Origin of the sequence: Aliivibrio fischeri (genome assembly GCA_038993745.2) — a bacterium.
GTDB lineage: Bacteria > Pseudomonadota > Gammaproteobacteria > Enterobacterales > Vibrionaceae > Aliivibrio > Aliivibrio fischeri_B.
In genome coordinates, this window is sequence record CP160629.1 from 2,754,978 (window position 1) to 2,772,750 (window position 17,773).

At 38.5% G+C, this 17,773-nt stretch carries 16 protein-coding genes, 1 pseudogene and 1 riboswitch; of the genes and pseudogenes, 4 read left to right on the forward strand and 13 right to left on the reverse strand.

The window, feature by feature from the left end; translation table 11 throughout:
* Positions 1-41 precede the first annotated feature (41 nt).
* Positions 42-266: riboswitch (cobalamin riboswitch) on the reverse strand.
* A gap of 148 nt (positions 267-414) precedes the next feature.
* Positions 415-1,521: a tRNA (uridine(54)-C5)-methyltransferase TrmA gene (gene trmA, locus AAFX60_013200; protein XDF77552.1), complete on the forward strand. Its 1,107-nt coding sequence runs from the start codon at positions 415-417 to the stop codon at positions 1,519-1,521.
* Between the two features lie 55 nt (positions 1,522-1,576).
* On the opposite strand, the gene AAFX60_013205 is transcribed toward trmA, so the two are convergent.
* Together AAFX60_013205 and fabR are read right to left on the reverse strand one after the other, a co-directional pair.
* Positions 1,577-1,951 carry a YijD family membrane protein gene (locus AAFX60_013205; GenBank protein XDF77553.1) on the reverse strand — a complete coding sequence of 125 codons (375 nt, stop codon included), beginning with the start codon at positions 1,949-1,951 and terminating at the stop codon, positions 1,577-1,579.
* A gap of 50 nt (positions 1,952-2,001) precedes the next feature.
* The gene (fabR, locus tag AAFX60_013210) at positions 2,002-2,622 is read right to left on the reverse strand and encodes an HTH-type transcriptional repressor FabR (GenBank protein ID XDF78951.1); all 621 of its coding nucleotides are present in this window, start codon (positions 2,620-2,622) and stop codon (positions 2,002-2,004) included.
* A 291-nt stretch (positions 2,623-2,913) separates the two neighbouring features.
* Here fabR and sthA point away from each other — a divergent pair, with 291 nt between their 5' ends.
* The gene (gene sthA, locus AAFX60_013215) at positions 2,914-4,329 is read left to right on the forward strand and encodes a Si-specific NAD(P)(+) transhydrogenase (GenBank protein ID XDF77554.1); all 1,416 of its coding nucleotides are present in this window, start codon (positions 2,914-2,916) and stop codon (positions 4,327-4,329) included.
* 67 nt (positions 4,330-4,396) lie between these two features.
* Here sthA and dinF read toward each other — a convergent pair whose 3' ends face one another.
* The 3 genes from dinF to lexA form a co-directional block, all read right to left on the reverse strand.
* On the reverse strand, positions 4,397-5,728 hold the full coding sequence (gene dinF, locus AAFX60_013220) for an MATE family efflux transporter DinF (protein XDF77555.1): 1,332 nt from the start codon (positions 5,726-5,728) through the stop codon (positions 4,397-4,399).
* Between the two features lie 126 nt (positions 5,729-5,854).
* Positions 5,855-6,649 carry a class I SAM-dependent methyltransferase gene (locus AAFX60_013225; protein ID XDF77556.1) on the reverse strand — a complete coding sequence of 265 codons (795 nt, stop codon included), beginning with the start codon at positions 6,647-6,649 and terminating at the stop codon, positions 5,855-5,857.
* Between the two features lie 125 nt (positions 6,650-6,774).
* Entirely contained in the window at positions 6,775-7,401 is a 627-nt protein-coding gene (gene lexA, locus AAFX60_013230; protein XDF77557.1) for a transcriptional repressor LexA, read from the reverse strand.
* Positions 7,402-7,642: 241 nt separating this feature from the next.
* On the opposite strand from lexA, the gene plsB reads away from it, so the two are divergent.
* Positions 7,643-10,066, forward strand: coding sequence for a glycerol-3-phosphate 1-O-acyltransferase PlsB (gene plsB, locus AAFX60_013235; GenBank protein ID XDF77558.1), 2,424 nt, complete (start codon positions 7,643-7,645; stop codon positions 10,064-10,066).
* Positions 10,067-10,143: 77 nt separating this feature from the next.
* Here the strand turns inward: plsB and ubiA are convergent, their stop codons facing one another.
* Entirely contained in the window at positions 10,144-11,001 is an 858-nt protein-coding gene (ubiA, locus tag AAFX60_013240) for a 4-hydroxybenzoate octaprenyltransferase (protein XDF77559.1), read from the reverse strand.
* The gene (locus AAFX60_013245; GenBank protein XDF77560.1) at positions 10,998-11,540 is read right to left on the reverse strand and encodes a chorismate lyase; all 543 of its coding nucleotides are present in this window, start codon (positions 11,538-11,540) and stop codon (positions 10,998-11,000) included. The genes ubiA and AAFX60_013245 overlap by 4 nt, the downstream gene beginning before the upstream one ends.
* Before the next feature lie 122 nt (positions 11,541-11,662).
* Here AAFX60_013245 and AAFX60_013250 point away from each other — a divergent pair, with 122 nt between their 5' ends.
* Positions 11,663-12,073: a flagellar basal body-associated protein FliL gene (locus AAFX60_013250; GenBank protein XDF77561.1), complete on the forward strand. Its 411-nt coding sequence runs from the start codon at positions 11,663-11,665 to the stop codon at positions 12,071-12,073.
* Positions 12,074-12,151: 78 nt separating this feature from the next.
* On the opposite strand, the pseudogene glpG reads toward AAFX60_013250, so the two are convergent.
* From glpG to ftsY, 6 genes and pseudogenes are all read right to left on the reverse strand, one after another.
* Positions 12,152-12,992: pseudogene (gene glpG, locus AAFX60_013255) on the reverse strand (rhomboid family intramembrane serine protease GlpG).
* Positions 12,993-12,998: 6 nt separating this feature from the next.
* Positions 12,999-13,322, reverse strand: a complete 324-nt coding sequence (gene glpE, locus AAFX60_013260) for a thiosulfate sulfurtransferase GlpE (GenBank protein XDF77562.1) — start codon at positions 13,320-13,322, stop codon at positions 12,999-13,001.
* Between the two features lie 479 nt (positions 13,323-13,801).
* Positions 13,802-14,662, reverse strand: a complete 861-nt coding sequence (rpoH, locus tag AAFX60_013265; protein ID XDF77563.1) for an RNA polymerase sigma factor RpoH — start codon at positions 14,660-14,662, stop codon at positions 13,802-13,804.
* Positions 14,663-14,877: 215 nt separating this feature from the next.
* Complete coding sequence (ftsX, locus tag AAFX60_013270) at positions 14,878-15,831, reverse strand: permease-like cell division protein FtsX (GenBank protein ID XDF77564.1); 954 nt, start codon at positions 15,829-15,831, stop codon at positions 14,878-14,880.
* Complete coding sequence (gene ftsE, locus AAFX60_013275; GenBank protein XDF77565.1) at positions 15,824-16,492, reverse strand: cell division ATP-binding protein FtsE; 669 nt, start codon at positions 16,490-16,492, stop codon at positions 15,824-15,826. The genes ftsX and ftsE overlap by 8 nt, the downstream gene beginning before the upstream one ends.
* Before the next feature lie 3 nt (positions 16,493-16,495).
* Complete coding sequence (ftsY, locus tag AAFX60_013280; protein XDF77566.1) at positions 16,496-17,734, reverse strand: signal recognition particle-docking protein FtsY; 1,239 nt, start codon at positions 17,732-17,734, stop codon at positions 16,496-16,498.
* Between the last annotated feature and the right edge of the window lie 39 nt (positions 17,735-17,773).

Below are 17,773 nucleotides of genomic sequence, written 5' to 3' on the forward strand. Positions count from 1 at the left end.
GTTGTTTCCTAAAATCGCGTTAAGTCCATATAGCAATACGTAATGTATTACTTATTGCTGGCAGGTCTTCGGACTTGAGAGCAGTTAACCTAGAGTACTCACTTCCCATTATTCGTCGATATCCTTAAACATCTAAAATTAACAGTGTGAAAAATTGTACCTTCGTTCTCTCTTACCGCTGCGCGTCAGTTCTGGATTTTCACCAGATTCCCTATTCAGGCTATAATTAATATTAAAAATAGCGCACCAACATGGGCGAAATAGTAGTGACCTACACTATCTTTGTCTAGGTTTATGCGCTCAATATCACGTCTTAGTATTAATTAGTTTCGATCAATAACACACAAATACTGGACAACAGATCTCTATCGCATAAAATCGGCGCTCTTATTTTGAGCAGCGTGAGGCAAGACGATGACACAATCAGTCATGAACCCAGAAAATTATCAAGTACAGTTAGATGAAAAAGCAGAAGCACTCTCTGCTATGTTTTCTGAATTTAATGTTCCAGAACTGGAAGTCTTTTCCTCTCCTGCTGAAAACTACCGCATGCGTGCTGAATTTCGTGTGTGGCATGAAGGTGACGAAATGTATTACGTCATGTTCAACCAAGAAACCAAAGAAAAATACCGTGTTGATTACTTCTTACCTGCAAGCCGTTTAATTAACGATTTGATGCCATTACTAACAGAAGCAGTAAAAGAAAGTAAAACACTTCGCTATAAAATGTTCCAAGTGGATTTCTTATCGACGCTTAGTGGCGAAATTTTGGTGTCGATGCTTTATCACCGTCAACTAGATGATGCTTGGAAAGAAGAAGCAAAAGCATTAAAACAACGTCTGAATGATGAAGGTTTTAACCTAAATATCATTGGTCGAGCACGTAAAATGAAAATCGTTTTAGACCAAGAGTTTGTTATTGAAAAACTTAAAGTTAATGACGACATCTTAACGTATAAGCAAGTTGAGAATAGCTTTACACAACCAAACGGCATTGTTGCTCAAAAAATGCTGGAATGGGCAGTGGATTGTACGCAAAACAGTCAAGGCGACCTACTTGAATTATATTGTGGTAACGGTAACTTCTCATTGGCATTAGCGAAAAACTTTGATCGTGTTTTAGCAACCGAATTAGCTAAACCATCTGTTGATTCTGCTCAATACAACATTGCAGCAAATAACATTGATAATGTACAAATCATTCGAATGTCAGCTGAAGATTTTACTGATGCTATGGAAGGTAAACGTGAATTTAGACGCTTAAAAGATCAAAACATCGATTTAAAAAGCTATAACTGCAACACTATCTTTGTTGATCCACCTCGTTCTGGAATGGATGAAGGGACTTGTAAGATGGTTCAAGGTTACGAGCGTATTATGTACATCTCTTGTAATCCTGAAACGCTAAAAGAAAACTTAGAAATTTTAAGCCAAACACACAACATTACGCGTTTTGCTTTATTTGACCAGTTCCCATATACACACCATATGGAAGCAGGCGTTTTCTTAGAAAGAAAATAAACTTAAAAAAAAGGCTCAGAGCGTAATGTTCTGAGCTTTTTTTATGAACGGTTATTTATATTTCTGTGTGAGTATCTTTCTTTTTCAAAATACCCATTTTTACACCAATCCAAAGTAACAAAGCCAGAGCAACTAGAATCGAAAAGAAATTAGAACCCGCTTCTGGGTATTGTGCTTTTACTAATGCTGAATGACCAAACAATCCTACAAAAAAACAAGCCACTGCAATAAGCGGAGTATCTTCACTCACTGGCGGTCGTAAGTATTCTTGATATAAACCTTGAGCCGCTAGAACCAATGCAATAATCGGAAAAATTGAGAAAGCAACTTCAGTTACTGTTAATCCAACCCAAACGGCATTTAAACAAAGACCTGCCACCACTGATAGCACTAATGTCTTTCGTTCATTTCTACTATTTTCATGTGTCATGTTTTTACCTCATACAGACATTGATTCACTGCGAACAATGTACCTAAATTCTATTTTTCATTCTCTTTACGGTACCAGTAGGCCCCTTTAGAGAGCATTCGTAATTGAAAAATCAGTCGCTCAGATAATTCAGTTCGTGATGCCGAGTCTAAATCTAATGCCTCTGCCCCTGAGCTAAATACAAGCGTTACCGATGCTTCAGCCTGAACCAATGCTTCTTCACGAGCTACCCCTGTTGTGGCAACTAAATATTCGGTAAGTTCCGCAACAAAGTGTTGGATTTCTCTTGCTACCGCGGCACGAAAAGCGGGTGATGTTCCTGAGCGTTCACGTAGTAATAAGCGAAAGACGTTAGGGCTTCCCTCAATAAACTCCATGAAAGTTTCAACGGAAGTTCTAATGACACTCCCTTCAACTACGATACGTTGACGAGCCTGTCTCATTAATTGACGTAATATCAAACCACCTTCATCTACTAGAGTTAGGCCTAACTCATCCATATCTTTAAAGTGTCGATAAAAAGACGTTGGAGCAATTCCAGCTTCTCGAGTAACTTCTCGTAAGCTTAAGCTTGTAAAACCTCGCTCGGCACATAATAGGCAAAATGCAGCGTCAATAATGGTTCTTCGAGTTCTTTCTTTTTGTTGAGCACGAACGCCTTTTGCACTCACTGGGCGCTTTACTTCTGAGACTGCATTGAGATCATCAGCTTCAAATTCAGGATACATATACTTTACCGTTTGTTGCGTGATTTAATTAAATGGGTATCACAAACTTCCGCCAACCCACATTATCGATTTCTACTTACCTATGTAAATAATGAAATCACTAATACGACAGATTTCCATAAACAACGTGATCCTCTCCACTCTATCTTAATCACTTGATTTACCAAACGAATGAAAAGGTTAAAATACTTTGTTAGCAATGTTGCGATATTGATAATAATTAAGGCGCTAATAATGACTAATTCAACCCCAATACGTTCAACCCATTTTGATGCCATTGTAATTGGTAGTGGCCCAGGGGGTGAAGGGGCTGCAATGGGTCTAACTAAAGCCAACTTAAATGTCGCAATTATTGAAAGAGAACCAAGTGTCGGTGGCGGTTGTACACACTGGGGAACCATTCCATCGAAAGCACTTCGTCATGCCGTTAGCCGTATTATCGAGTTTAACTCAAACCCTCTTTACTGTAAGAATAATACCAGTCTTCATTCTACTTTTTCGGATATTTTAGGTCATGCGAAAAGTGTAATAGATAAGCAAACTCGTATGAGACAAGGGTTCTACGATCGCAACCAATGCTCACTCATCTTTGGAGAAGCGAGTTTCGTAGAAAAAAATACCGTTGCTGTTACAACAAAAGATGGCTCCATTGAAACCTACACAGCAGATAAATTTATTATTGCTACAGGCTCTCGTCCATATCGTCCTGAAGGCATTAATTTTAACCATAGTCGTGTTTATGACAGCGACTCTATCTTATCTCTTAAACACGATCCTCGTCATATCATTATTTACGGTGCAGGTGTCATTGGAAGTGAATACGCTTCTATTTTTCGAGGGTTAGGTGTAAAGGTTGATTTAGTTAATACTCGAGATCGCCTACTTTCCTTTTTAGATAATGAAATGTCAGATGCGCTTTCCTACCATTTTTGGAACAGTGGTATCGTCACTCGCAATGATGAAAATTTTGAGCACATCGAAGCAAATGATGACGGTGTAATCATGCATTTAGAATCAGGCAAAAAAATGAAAGCCGATTGCATACTTTTTGCAAATGGACGAACAGGTAATACGGACAAGCTAAACCTTTCAGCGGTTGGTCTTGAAGCTGATTCTCGTGGTCAATTAAAAGTAAATGATAATTACCAAACAGACGTCGAGCACATTTATGCGGTTGGTGATGTGATTGGGTACCCAAGCTTAGCCAGTGCAGCTTATGACCAAGGGCGATTTACCGCTCAAGCCATTACCAAAGGAAAAGCAGAAGCTAGGCTCATTGATCATATTCCTACTGGAATTTACACCATTCCAGAAATTAGCTCTGTAGGAAAAACAGAGCAAGAACTTACCGCAGCAAAAGTACCTTACGAGGTTGGCCGCTCATCATTTAAACATTTAGCACGAGCACAAATTGCTGGTAAAGATATCGGTAGTCTAAAAATATTATTCCACCGTGAAACCAAAGAAATATTGGGCATTCATTGCTTTGGTGAACGTGCGGCTGAAATCATTCATATCGGTCAAGCCATTATGGAGCAAAAAGGCGAAGCCAACACTATTGAGTATTTTGTTAATACTACATTTAACTACCCTACAATGGCTGAAGCTTATCGAGTAGCCGCTCTCAATGGTCTAAATCGATTATTCTAATTATTAAAAAGGGCTGTATGCTGCAGCCCTTTTTTTGTATAGCGATCAATTAGGTAACGCATTTGGCCTATGATAGGAAAATTGCTTTTTTCCATTGATAATAGAATGTCACAGCCAAACTCAACCCCCGCATTGCCATAAATGAAATCATAGCCGCCCAAAGCGCATGATTTCCGTTATCTTGCATTAACCACCAAACAGAGAAGAAGGTTATCATGGCGATAAACATGGAATTTCTCATCTCAGAGCCTTTGGTTGCTCCAACAAAAATACCATCCAACAAGAAACACCACATTGATACCAATGGCATGGCAATTAACCAAGGCAAATAAATCAACGCTGTTTTTTGCACATCTTCAATTGAAGATATCATTGCGATTAACTGATAACCAAATACACCAAATACCAAACTGAGTAAGCTACTTATCACTAAACTCCAAAAAGTCGTACCAATAAGAGAATCCGCTAGCTGAGTTCTACTTTTTGCTCCAATCGCCTTTCCTACCATTGCCTCCATTGCATAAGCAAACCCATCCATACCATAAGAAATCATCATTAAGAAGCTCATTAATACTGCATTTGCAGCAACAATATCTACACCTAATGATGCTCCTTGAAACGTCATAAAAGTAAAGCAAGCTTGTAAGCACAGAGAACGTAAGAATATATCTCGATTTAAATTCAAGAGACGCTTAAAACCCGATAATAAATCAGATAGCGACATAATAAAGCTAGGTAACACGAGCTTATTACTCTGTTTTAAGACAAACCACAAACCGATTACTAATGAAGAATAATCGGCAATAACGGAAGCAAGTGCTGCACCTTCAACTTTCCAATGAAAGCCAACCACAAATAAAAGATCGAGAATAATATTAATGCTATTGGTTATGATAACCAGCCACATAGGATAACGAGCATTTTGCGTTCCAAGTAGCCAGCCCATGATAACCAAATTACTCAATGCGGCAGGTGCACTCCATATACGAATAGAAAAATATTGCTCGGCATAGTGCTTCACTTCAGCAGAGGCGTCACTGAATGAAAAAATGATCTGAGAAAGTGGCTGATGAAAAAGCAGTAAAATAAAAGAGAAGCACAGAGCAAGAAAAATGCCTTGAGAAAACGTCTGGCTCAGCGCATTTTTATTTTCTGCACCATAAGCTTGAGCTGTTAATCCTGTTGTTGCCATGCGAAGAAAACCCAATAACCAGAATGTTACGCTGATCATCGTGCCGCCCACCGCTACACCACCTAAATACCATGCATGTTCTAAATGCCCAATAACTGCAGCATCAATTAATCCTAATAAAGGAATGGTGATATTTGATAACACCATTGGTATAGCTAATGCTAGCACTTGCCGATGTAATGAAAGGTTTCTTAATGAATGCCACATAAGGAGTACCGAGAGAAAAAAGTAACTGCATTATTGCTTACTTTCTTTCGATCCTAAACCCTTACACCATTCAATTCATACTCATGTCATTAAATAGAACAATTGGTATTAAAGCTTGTTTTGCTATTACCAATTCATATGGATCAGCAAAGGAGTAACCCGGTGCTTAAATAATGGGAACTTAACCAACCAACGCTGCCATGCCTTCCAACGAGTACAGTTATGCTCTATCGGTGAAGTAACGGATAGATTTTCAATCCATGGTAACCATCCAGTAAAATCATGTTTAGGTTGATATAAACCATGTTGGTATTCAACACTACCAAGCTTTTTGCCTATCATGGTATTGCAGCGATCCCCTGCAACAACGAATAACGCTTCTGCATGATTAAAACGACGGCCAAGCAGTTGGATAAATTTAGATAGTTGAGTTTTAGTGCAATCTAACAAAGCTTGCTCACACACAATCATGACAGGCACATTATTAGGCACAGGAAGCTCATCAATCCAGTGATCGTCACCAACAGAGCCGCAACGTAAATAATATCGCTCATTGGTATGGAAGAGTTTTTGGCGCCAAAGCAAATTTTCATTAATATCAAGCTCAAGCCAATGACAACGTCCATTATCTAAACGATAAAAACGTGTATCTAAGCCTGCGCCAACATTAACAACCCAGCCTGATGGATTTGATTTTAGAAATTTAGAAACTTGTTGATCACACTGAACCGTCAAAGTTGCGTGAAGAAGCTGTTTTTGGTCTATATCTCCAGAGAGACATTCAGCAGAAAGGTGACAGCGCTGACAAGCCGCTGCAGCAATAGGGTCATAAATGAGCCCATTGTCGATCATACTTTCACGGCTTCTTAACCAAAGAGGTTGTAATAAACGTGAAGGAATTTTATGGCCGAGGTTCGTCATTATCATCATCCTTAGTGAATAGGACCAAATGATAATAACTATCATTACCACTTGTAAAGATTTATTTCAGCTAAACAAGCGATAATGATGATTATATAGTGTCAATCTAGATGATTAGATTGTAATTACATCCAAGTTGTACTTCTGATCACACCAACAGCAAGACCTTCAATACTTAAACTTTGAGAAGTTAAATCCACTTCAATTGGTGAAAATTCTTCATTTTCGGCATGAAGAAATACCATAGAGCCTTTACGCTCTAAGCGTTTTACCGTTACATCATCATCAACACGAGCAACAACGACTTGACCATCGCGAACGTCTTGAGTTTTATGAACCGCAAGTAAATCACCATCCATAATTCCAATGTCTTTCATGCTTTCGCCGTTCACGCGTAATAAGAAATCAGCTTGTGGCTTAAACATTCCAGGATCAACTTTATAGTGGCTCTCAACATGCTCTTGAGCAAGAATCGGCTCCCCTGCTGCAACTTGACCAATGAGTGGAACACCCAGTTCTTCATCATGATGATCTGCATCTTGCAGTAGAATACGTATTCCACGAGATGCACCAGGAATAATTTCTATCACCTGCTTACGAGCTAATGCCTTTAAGTGCTCTTCCGCCGCATTCGCTGAACGAAATCCCAACTCACGAGCAATTTCTGCACGTGTTGGTGGCATGCCAGTATCATCAATTTTTGCTTTGATAAGATCAAAGACTTCTTGCTGTCTTGCCGTTAGCGGCTTCATAAATCACCTGTCTGTTTATACAGTTCACTGTGAGTATATACAGCTGTGCTATGCTTTGAAAGACCTATTGATTAAAAATAAGACAAAATCGCTTACTTTTCTGTCATATGACTCATACAATTGCGGATATTCTGTTCATCCCTATTAAAAGGTTTGACCAGTTCTGCTATTCTTGCCTGAAATTGTAAGCATCTATTATACGGCCGACTGCTCGGTACATAACTAAGGCGTTATTGTCATTATGTCTACAGGACACACTATTTATCATTCTTTACTAAAGTTACCACTATCGGTAATGGTGAAGAGTAGCTCGATTCCATCGAATCCTATTGAAGATTTAAAAATTGATCTTGAGCGCCCAATTATTTACGCACTACCATTTCGTTCACATGTGGATTTACTTACACTACAAAAAAGTGCCCTAGAACTTGGTTTGCCTGACCCTCTATCTCCTATCGAGATTGAAGGTGTAAAATATCCACGCTATGTATTTACTTCTATCGGACCAAAAATGTTCGATACTGATGACGATCTTCCACAAGAGTCGTTAGACCTATTTAAGATTGTATTAAAGCACCATGCTGATAATCCAGACGCTGATTTCCAACTGATCCCTACCTCTATTTTATGGGGAAGAAAGCCAGGTAAAGAAGGAACAAGTAAACCTCACTTAATGCCACTTAACGGACCTCAAAAATTTGTCACGTTAATAAAAGCAGGACGAGACTCAACCGTTCGTATTAGCCCAGTAGTATCTTTACGTTACATGGCTGATAACCACGGCTCTGATGAAGCCATTGCACATAAATTAGCGCGTGTTGCAAAAATACACTTTTCTCGCCAAAAATTAGCGGCATCAGGTCCTAACCTACCGAATCGCCAAGCGCTATTTAATCGCTTATTAAAATCACAAGCGATTGAGAAAGTCATTTTAGAAGAAGCAAAAAGCCGAAATGTCGATGTAGAGAAAGTGCGTAAAGAAGCCATGGGTATCATGGAAGAAATCGCTACCAACTTCTCTTATTCTCTAATTAAAAATGGTAACCGTATTCTGAAGTGGTTATGGAACCGTTTATATCAGGGATTAAACATCAATAACGCTTCTACTGTGCGTAAATTAGCACAAGAAGGTCATGAGATTGTTTATGTTCCTTGTCATCGTAGTCACATGGATTACCTACTCCTTTCTTATGTTTTATATCATGAAGGTTTAGTTCCACCACATATTGCTGCTGGCATTAACTTAAACTTCTTCCCTGCGGGTCCTATTTTCCGTCGCGGTGGTGCTTTCTTTATTCGTCGTAGCTTTAAAGGTAATCGCCTGTACTCAACCATTTTCCGTGAATATTTAGCTGAGCTTTTTGCAAAAGGATACTCAGTTGAATACTTCAGTGAAGGTGGACGTTCACGTACCGGTCGTTTATTACAAGCGAAAACAGGTATGTTAGCAATGACGGTACAAGCAATGCTACGTGGCTTAAACCGCCCAGTTACCTTAGTACCTGTTTATATTGGGTATGAACACGTAATGGAAGTAACCACTTACGCAAAAGAGCTGCGTGGTAAACGTAAAGAAAAAGAAAATGCAGGTCAGGTATTACGTACACTACGCAAACTACGTAACTTCGGACAAGGTTACGTTAACTTTGGTGAGCCTATCTCATTAAACCATTACTTAAATGAACATGCTCCAAATTGGTCTGAATCAATCAACCCGATTGAACCACAGAAACCAGAATGGATGACACCTGTCGTAAACGGCATCGCTAATAAGATGATGACACATATTAATGATGCAGCGGCAGCTAACGCATTAACACTATGTGCAACCGCTTTACTTGCTGCAAACCAACGAGCACTAAGTAAAGAAGACTTAACAGAACAATTAGATTGTTACCTGCAAATTCTACGTAATGTTCCATACTCAGCAACGGCAACTGTTCCAAGTGAAGATGCTGACGCTTTACTAGAACATGCCATTAAGCTGGATAAGTTTGTTATTGAGAAAGATACGCTAGGTGAGATTGTTTCATTAGATCGTAATCAGTCTCTACTGATGACTTACTATCGAAATAACATTATCCATCTATTTGCACTACCATCATTGATTGCAAAACTCGTCGTTCACCATGACACGATTACCGTAGAACAAATTCAGGACCAGATAAAATTAATTTATCCTTTCCTAAAAGCGGAATTGTTCTTACATTACAAAGAGGAAGAATTGACCTCTATAGTAAATAATCATATTGATGAATTAGTTCAACAAAATCTGATTTTACGTGATGGTGATACACTGCAACTGTGTAATGCAAACATTCGCAAATTGCATTTACTTGCTCATACCATTTCAGAAACTCTACAGCGCTACGCAATCGCACTAACGCATCTTCAAGCATCACCAGATTTGGGCAAAGATGAATTAGAAGAGCAAAGCCAAATCATGGCTCAGCGTTTAAGTCGTCTACATGGTATCAACGCACCTGAGTTCTTTGATAAAGGTGTATTCTGCATTCTGTTTAATACTCTAAAAACAGAAGGATACCTTGATGAAGATGGCGCAGCAGTGTTAAGTAAAGTTGAACCGTTATCGCAAGATATCGCACATCTTCTTACTCCTGAAATTAAGCTAACGATTCATGCAGTAATGACAAAAGAAGACTAATTTAACGTCCCTTTCTTTAAATACAAAAAAAGCCAGTATGATATTAGTCATACTGGCTTTTCTTTTAAAACAATACGTTAAATTAAAACGCTTGCACTGATAGCAATAAAAATCAGTCCACCGACATAGTTATTATTTAAAAACGCTTTAAAGCAAGCTTCCCTTTCACGTCCTTTTATTAACCATTGCTGATACACAAAAAATCCAGCAGCCGCTAATATTCCCCAATAATAAATACCAGAAAGCGCTAATTGAGAGCCTAATACGATCAATAATGCCAATACCGATAACTGCAATAAACCGATAATCGTTTTATCATAGCGTCCAAACAAAATGGCTGTTGATTTAATACCAATCTTTACATCATCATCTCTGTCCACCATTGCATACTGTGTATCGTAGGCGATCGTCCACAATGCATTAATCACAAACAGTAACCACGCTTCAGGTGGTACCTGATTTGATTCTGCTGCGTATGCCATTGGAATTGCCCAGCTAAATGCTAGTCCAAGTACAAACTGAGGGAGATACGTCACTCGTTTCATAAAAGGGTAAGCAATGGCAAGAACAATGCCGATACCAGATAGCATAATCGTTAAGGTGTTCATGGTTAAAACAAGAAGAAAAGAACACACAACCAAAACAACAAAAAGAGACAACGCTTCTTTTGAAGAGATAAGTCCAGAAGGCAATGGACGATTAGCCGTTCGTTTTACATGACCATCCACTTTACGGTCCGCAAAATCATTAATCACGCACCCCGCAGAGCGCATAAAAACCACACCTAATACAAATACAATAAGTACGTGCCAATCAGGCAATCCATCGGCTGCTAAAAATAAAGCCCACAATGTTGGCCATAAAAGCAATAGAGAACCAATTGGACGATTCATTCGGGTCAATTGCCAAAACGCCTCTGCTTTTGACATGTTCATGATTCCACTTCCTTTGAATAAATGGGTGCTTCTGGTAAAAATAACTCTGCAACTAGCATAGGTTTATTATTCATCCATAATCGAGAACGACGAGCAAACAACTCTCCTCTTTCTGTCATTATTGTTCCTACTTGTAATTTATCTCTATGTGCACTTTGAGCACTAAATACAGTAATTCCTAAAGGAGTATGACCTTGACGAGTTAAATCATGCGGCTGATCTTGCAATGATGATAACGGAATTAATGTTCTACCATAAACCCACGATTGCTGATCACCTTTTAAGATGACTTTTCGACGCAAACACACTTCTCCGCTAAGAAGAGCTTCCTCTTCTACGGTTAATTTATCTGGATTCACATGGGTATTATCCAATACCGATACCGATAACACATTGCAATGCTGCTCTAAACGACGTGATAGTGAATCTAATCCTAGCAACCAATAACGCTGCAGGTCATTACTACACTCAAATGTATCGGCCTCTTGCCACTGCACTCTTTTTAGTACAGAAGCACACCAAGAATTGATATCTGACATATTCTCTATAACATCTTTCACATATATTGCTTTATATTGAAAGATTGTAGTTAATTTTTTCTCACAACTGCCGACTATTGTATCAAGTAATAAAATAAATTGACTGATGAATGGATTAGAAAATGACAAAGAAATCATTATTTGCAGGGTTACTGCTGATTATTAGCCAAATATTCTCCCCTGCAATCCACGCAGAAGAAGAAGTCGCACCTCAAATGGGCTACTTTACACTGGCTCCAGATTTAACAACGAATTTTGTGACAACAGGAAAAAAACTAGGTTACATCCAAATTCGAGTAGATATTCTTGTTGCAGATAATCGAGATTTACCGCAATTAGAGCGTCATAATCCACAGATCCGAAACGCATTAGTTGAAGTGTTAGGACAACAACCAGAACAAAGAATTAAATCCCTGGCGGGTCGTGAAGAAATAAGAAAAGAATGTTTAACTGCAATTAATGAGTTGTTGCTTGCAGAAACAGGAAAAACGTTAGCCGTTGATTTACTGTTTACCAAATACATTTATCAATAACTATTTTTACGTTAGATATTTTTATTTATCTACGTCAATATAAAATGAGCGAGGTAATCATTACCTCGCTCATTTTTTTTAACTCAATGAAGATTTTCTAAAGCGACTATCAATCCAGCAATTACACATCCGGTGATTAAGCCTGCTAAATGCGCTGTATTTGCAATTGCCATAAAAGGTTGTACATAACCTAAAATTAGCCAAACAAGCATAAAACCAACTATTGGTTTAGATACGGAAATACCTTTCTCTGGCGCTAACCAGCCAATAAACCAAGAGTAACCGAGTAATGCATACACCACACCAGATAGCCCACCAAAGTTAGCACCTTCAACCCAGAACTGACCTAAACCAGAAAACAGCGCAGAAAATAAAAACAGCTGTACTAACTTAGTTCGACCTAATCGTAATTCAATATCCCCGCCTAGCTGCCACCACCACAATAAATTAAAAATTATATGTGTCGCAGAAAAGTGCAGCAATGCATGTGAGAACCAGCGCCATACTTCAACACTCTGTCCTTGATAGGCAGGAAAGTGTAACGCTTGGAAAATCGAGTTATTCCACCCTAATTGTTGCAAAGCAAAAATCACAATACACACAAGCATTATCGACAACGTAAAGATCCCAGCTTTAGCTTTGATCATTTTCATGAGATTAGGCGAACCATATGCAAACTTTGCTGTTCGTGTATCCGCCATATCCCATGATGCTGATTGGTATTTAACATCATTAGGGTTACGTAAAAATGCCTGTAATTCTGATTCGACTTCCAGTAAATAAGCATCATCAGAAACAACCCATAAAGCAAACTGTCCATCCCTTCTGGCATCATTCTGATATCGATATGTCTTGATGCCATATAATCAATGAATGCTTGTCCTGCTCTAGGGTTTGATAATGCGATTAATCTTTGCATACGCTTTTATTTCTCCACAGGTAACCCTGCTTTATGCCAACCTTCAAATCCACCATCAACACTATAAACTTCTTCATAGCCTTGATTCACTAAATACTGAGCTGCACCTTGGCTACTATGTCCGTGATAGCACATAACCAAAACCGGTTGTTCAAAATCAATCTCATTCATTAACTCAACGATCGTGTCATTAGTTAAATGAAATGCATTTTCTACATGCCCTCTAATGAAGGATTGTGGATCCCTAATATCTACCAATACAACATTAAGATCTTGCTGTTGTAATTTTTCTTGAGCGTCTACTACTGATATATGTTGAAACTGATCCATTATGAGCCTTTCTCTCTGTTTTTTATTTATTGTACCCTCGATTAACCACAAGAAAAACACAGAGTACGTAAGGGTTAAACAAAGTTATCCACATAGTTATTATCCACACATTTTTTTAGACTATTTTTGACTGTTTAATTTTTACCCACCTGTGGAGAAAGCTGTGAATTACGTTGATAAAGTAGTTTATGAAAAAGCGATCCACTATATGTAGTAAAGATCCTTTTTAAAGTGTGGATATAAATTCTGTTGCTAAGCTATCGTGTTATCTAGGTTTTACTGGATTTAATTAAGATCTAAACAGATAACTCCCCACTTATACACAAGATATTTTTATTATAATCCATCGAATTAATCAAACTCTTGATCATATCAATACATTAATGATATCAATCCGATTAATCAGTCGTTCGATTACTTCAGGTATAAAAAAAGCTGAACTCTTTCAAGTTCAGCCTTTTTTAAAATTCTTATCTTAATTAAAGAACATCACCAACGGCGTCCTTCAATTTTTTCATCGCATTCTTCTCAAGTTGACGAATTCGCTCCGCCGATACTTGATAAGTATCTGCTAACTCTTGCAGTGTCGCTTTCTCATCCGCTAACCAACGAGATTGAACAATATGTTGGCTACGTTCATCTAGCGTCGCAATCGCATTTGCTAAACGATTATTTGTATAATCTTCCCAGTTGTCTTCTTCTAGAGAGTAAGCAACATCAGATTGCTTATCTTCTAAATAGTAAACTGGTGCCGTAAACGCCATATCACGATCATCATCTTCAGCTGGAGCTTCAAACGTTGAGTCTTGAGCTGCAAGTCTTGCTTCCATCTCTCGAACTTCAGAAGGTGCAACACCAAGATCTTTTGCAACGGCTTCAACTTCACCGTTGTTAAACCAACCTAAACGTTTTTTATTCTTTCTTAAATTAAAAAACAATTTACGTTGCGCTTTGGTTGTTGCTACTTTCACGATACGCCAGTTTCTTAATACGTATTCATGAATTTCAGCTTTGATCCAGTGCACAGCAAAAGAGACCAAACGTACACCCACTTCAGGGTTAAAACGTTTTACTGCTTTCATTAAGCCTACGTTACCTTCTTGAATAAGATCCGCTAAAGGTAGGCCGTAACCAGAATAACCACGGGCAACATGCACGACGAAACGAAGATGAGATAGGATCAGCTCTTTCGCTGCCTCTATTTCTTCTTTGTAGTGTAAACGCTCCGCTAGCTCACGTTCCTCTGCCACAGTTAACATTGGGTAACTATTAACAGATCGTAGATAGCTATCGATACTATCTTGTGAAACGACAGCCATTGAATACATTTCTTTCGACATTCAAATCCCCATTTATATCTTGGTATTACTTAACTTAACCTTGCAATAATGTACTTAAAGTAAACAGACTGCAAGTGAAAGGCGGAAAATTATCCACACTTTATTGACTAATTTCTGTTAAGTAAGTTCAGTTTTTAACAAAACAAAAACAAAAAAGCCGCTAATTCAATCAATTAGCGGCTTAAGATCTTATTTAAAACAAGGAGCGTTTTGTTTTATACCGGTTCAATTTCTTTTAAATGACGCAATACTGAAATTCGAGCCGCTAGCAAACCTAAGAAAGACGATAACATAAGCAATAGCAAACTCTCATCCCACGTTAAACCGACTAAACGGAAAATGCTATCGTAAAGTACCGCCACATTATCTACTGCGCCATTTAAGGTAACCGTAATAATTGCAGTTAATAACCAAGCAACAAAGCCACCTAATAGACCAAACCACATACCTGTATACAAGTAAGGACGTAAAATAAAAGTATTGGTTGCACCAACTAATTTCATTACCTGAATTTCATCTTTTTGCTCTAATACATTAAAACGTAATGTATTACCAACAATCAAAAAGACAGCAACAAACATTAAAATAGCCAATGTCGTTGCGACCACAACCGCTACGTGTTTAATTGCATCCAATCGAGCTAACCAATCATCATCCAAACGAACTTCGTTTACATAAGATTGCTGCTTTAAACGATTAACTAGCTGGTTTACTTGTTCTGTACCTTGCCACTCTGTTTTCGGTGAAACAATTAACACTGCGGGTAACGGATTGCTATCTAATAGTGTTAGTGCTTGCTCAAAACCTGAATGCTCACTCAGCTCTTTTAACCCCTCTTGTGGAGAGATGTACTGAACAGCCTCGATTTCCTTCCAGCGTTCTAGCTCACTTTTCAACGTTTGAACTTTTGTTTCTGCAACGTCTTGTTGCAAATACAAACTGACTTGCGAAGGCGCTTGCCATTTTGAAGCGACAATCGTTAAGTTTTTACCAATTAAGTACATACTTGAAGGTAAGGTTAATGACATAGCAATCACCGCTAATGTCAGCATATTACCTAAAGGACGACGTAACAGCTCTTGAAAAGAAAGCTTGGCTTGTTTCTTATGAGTCGCCCAGAATCCATCATTTGATGCGCCTTGAGTATTTTTAGGTTTACGCTTAGCCATGATCAGCTACCTCGCGTAAACACCCTTGGTGTAAATCAAAACGACGGTATTTATTACCACCAATTAATGATAAATCATGTGAAGCCATTAATACGCTTACTCCCACACGATTAAACTCAGCAAAAAGATTAAACACCTGACGAGATAACTGAGGATCTAAGTTACCTGTCGGTTCATCAGCCAATAGCAACATAGGTTTATTTACAACCGCACGAGCAATACCCACACGTTGTTGTTCACCACCTGACAATTGCATAGGGTAACTTTTTGCTTTATCTAATAACCCAGTTTTATCTAATGCCGCCGAGACTCGGCGCTTAATATCATTTTCTCGTACTGATTCAACACGCATTGGTAATGCAACATTATCGAAAACAGTACGATTCATCAGTAATTTATGATCTTGAAAAACGATACCGATATTACGACGTAAGAATGGAATATCTTGATTCGAAATTTTTGTAATATCATGACCATTAAATAAGATCTTGCCATCACTTGGACGTTCAATTGCACAGATCAGTTTCAACAACGTACTTTTACCAGCCCCTGAATGACCACTCAAAAAAGCCATTTCACCTCTATTTAAATGAAAATTTACTTTTTGTAATGCTGGACGACCACCTCGATAGGCTTTCGACACTTGCTGAAATCGAATCACGCGCTATTCCTCACGACTAAATAATGCTTCAATAAAATCTTGCGCCACAAATGGACGTAAATCATCAATGCCTTCACCGACACCGATAAAACGGATTGGAATTTGGAATTGATCCGCAATAGAGAAAATAACACCACCTTTTGCTGTACCGTCCAATTTCGTTAATGTAATTCCAGTTACTGGAGCAACATCACTGAACAATTTAGCTTGGCTAATAGCATTTTGACCCGTACCTGCATCTAAAGTTAACATGATCTCATGCGGCGCTGATGGGTCAATTTTCTTCATTACACGAACAATTTTACGCAATTCCTCCATTAAGTTACTCTTATTTTGGAGACGACCTGCAGTATCGGCAATAACAACGTCAACTTTACGTGCTCGTGCAGCTTCAATTGCATCGTAAATAACGGATGCACTGTCTGCACCAGTATGTTGAGCAATAACAGGAACATCATTACGCTGACCCCAAACCTGAAGTTGCTCAACAGCCGCTGCACGGAACGTATCGCCCGCCGCCAACATGACTGACTTACCTTCATTTTGGAATTGTTTTGCTAACTTACCGATCGTTGTTGTTTTACCAACACCATTTACGCCAACCATTAAAATCACGTGTGGCATATTTTTTTCGTTAATTTCTAATGGTTGTTCAACTTTAGCTAAGATTTCAGCCATTTCTTCTTTTAGTAAACCATATAATGCTTCACCATCTTTAAGATCTTGCTTACTTGCTTTTTCAGTTAGACTATCGATAATTCTAACTGTCGTGTCCATTCCCACATCGGCAATTAATAACTGTTCTTCAAGCTCTTCAAACAGCTCATCATCAATTTTTTTACCGCTAAATAAACCAAAGAATCCTGCACCAATATTCTCTTTTGTGCGTTGTAAACTACGCTTTAAACGAGCAAAGAAACTTTCTGTTGGTTTTTCTTGAACTTCTTCCACTTTAATTACAGGCTCAGCCTCTAATTCCGCTTCAGGTTCTTTCTCAGTAACAACGTCTTCCGCTTCTGTCGCTTCTTCAGCTTGTACCGTTACTTTCTCACTTTCTTTAGGCTGTTCAAGCTCTGCATCTTCCACTACACTCTCTACGGCACTATCATCTTTAGATGGAGCCTGAGAAAGCGTTTCTGCATTTTCTTCTACTGATTGTTGTTCTACTGCTGGTTGTTCGGCTTTTTCTTCATCACCAAAACCTAACCAAGACAATAATCCGCGTTTCTTTTTGCCTGTCATTGGGAAATCCTAGAATTAAATTGGTACAATTTTCTCGTA

Excerpts from the sequence above, each read along its gene's own strand:
- trmA (XDF77552.1), top strand. The coding sequence starts at position 415 with ATGACACAATCAGTCATGAACCCAGAAAATTATCAAGTACAGTTAGAT.
- AAFX60_013205 (XDF77553.1), bottom strand. The coding sequence starts at position 1,951 with ATGACACATGAAAATAGTAGAAATGAACGAAAGACATTAGTGCTATCA.
- sthA (XDF77554.1), top strand. The coding sequence starts at position 2,914 with ATGACTAATTCAACCCCAATACGTTCAACCCATTTTGATGCCATTGTA.
- dinF (XDF77555.1), bottom strand. The coding sequence starts at position 5,728 with ATGTGGCATTCATTAAGAAACCTTTCATTACATCGGCAAGTGCTAGCA.
- AAFX60_013225 (XDF77556.1), bottom strand. The coding sequence starts at position 6,649 with ATGACGAACCTCGGCCATAAAATTCCTTCACGTTTATTACAACCTCTT.
- lexA (XDF77557.1), bottom strand. The coding sequence starts at position 7,401 with ATGAAGCCGCTAACGGCAAGACAGCAAGAAGTCTTTGATCTTATCAAA.
- plsB (XDF77558.1), top strand. The coding sequence starts at position 7,643 with ATGTCTACAGGACACACTATTTATCATTCTTTACTAAAGTTACCACTA.
- ubiA (XDF77559.1), bottom strand. The coding sequence starts at position 11,001 with ATGAACATGTCAAAAGCAGAGGCGTTTTGGCAATTGACCCGAATGAAT.
- AAFX60_013245 (XDF77560.1), bottom strand. The coding sequence starts at position 11,540 with ATGTCAGATATCAATTCTTGGTGTGCTTCTGTACTAAAAAGAGTGCAG.
- AAFX60_013250 (XDF77561.1), top strand. The coding sequence starts at position 11,663 with ATGACAAAGAAATCATTATTTGCAGGGTTACTGCTGATTATTAGCCAA.
- glpE (XDF77562.1), bottom strand. The coding sequence starts at position 13,322 with ATGGATCAGTTTCAACATATATCAGTAGTAGACGCTCAAGAAAAATTA.
- rpoH (XDF77563.1), bottom strand. The coding sequence starts at position 14,662 with ATGTCGAAAGAAATGTATTCAATGGCTGTCGTTTCACAAGATAGTATC.
- ftsX (XDF77564.1), bottom strand. The coding sequence starts at position 15,831 with ATGGCTAAGCGTAAACCTAAAAATACTCAAGGCGCATCAAATGATGGA.
- ftsY (XDF77566.1), bottom strand. The coding sequence starts at position 17,734 with ATGACAGGCAAAAAGAAACGCGGATTATTGTCTTGGTTAGGTTTTGGT.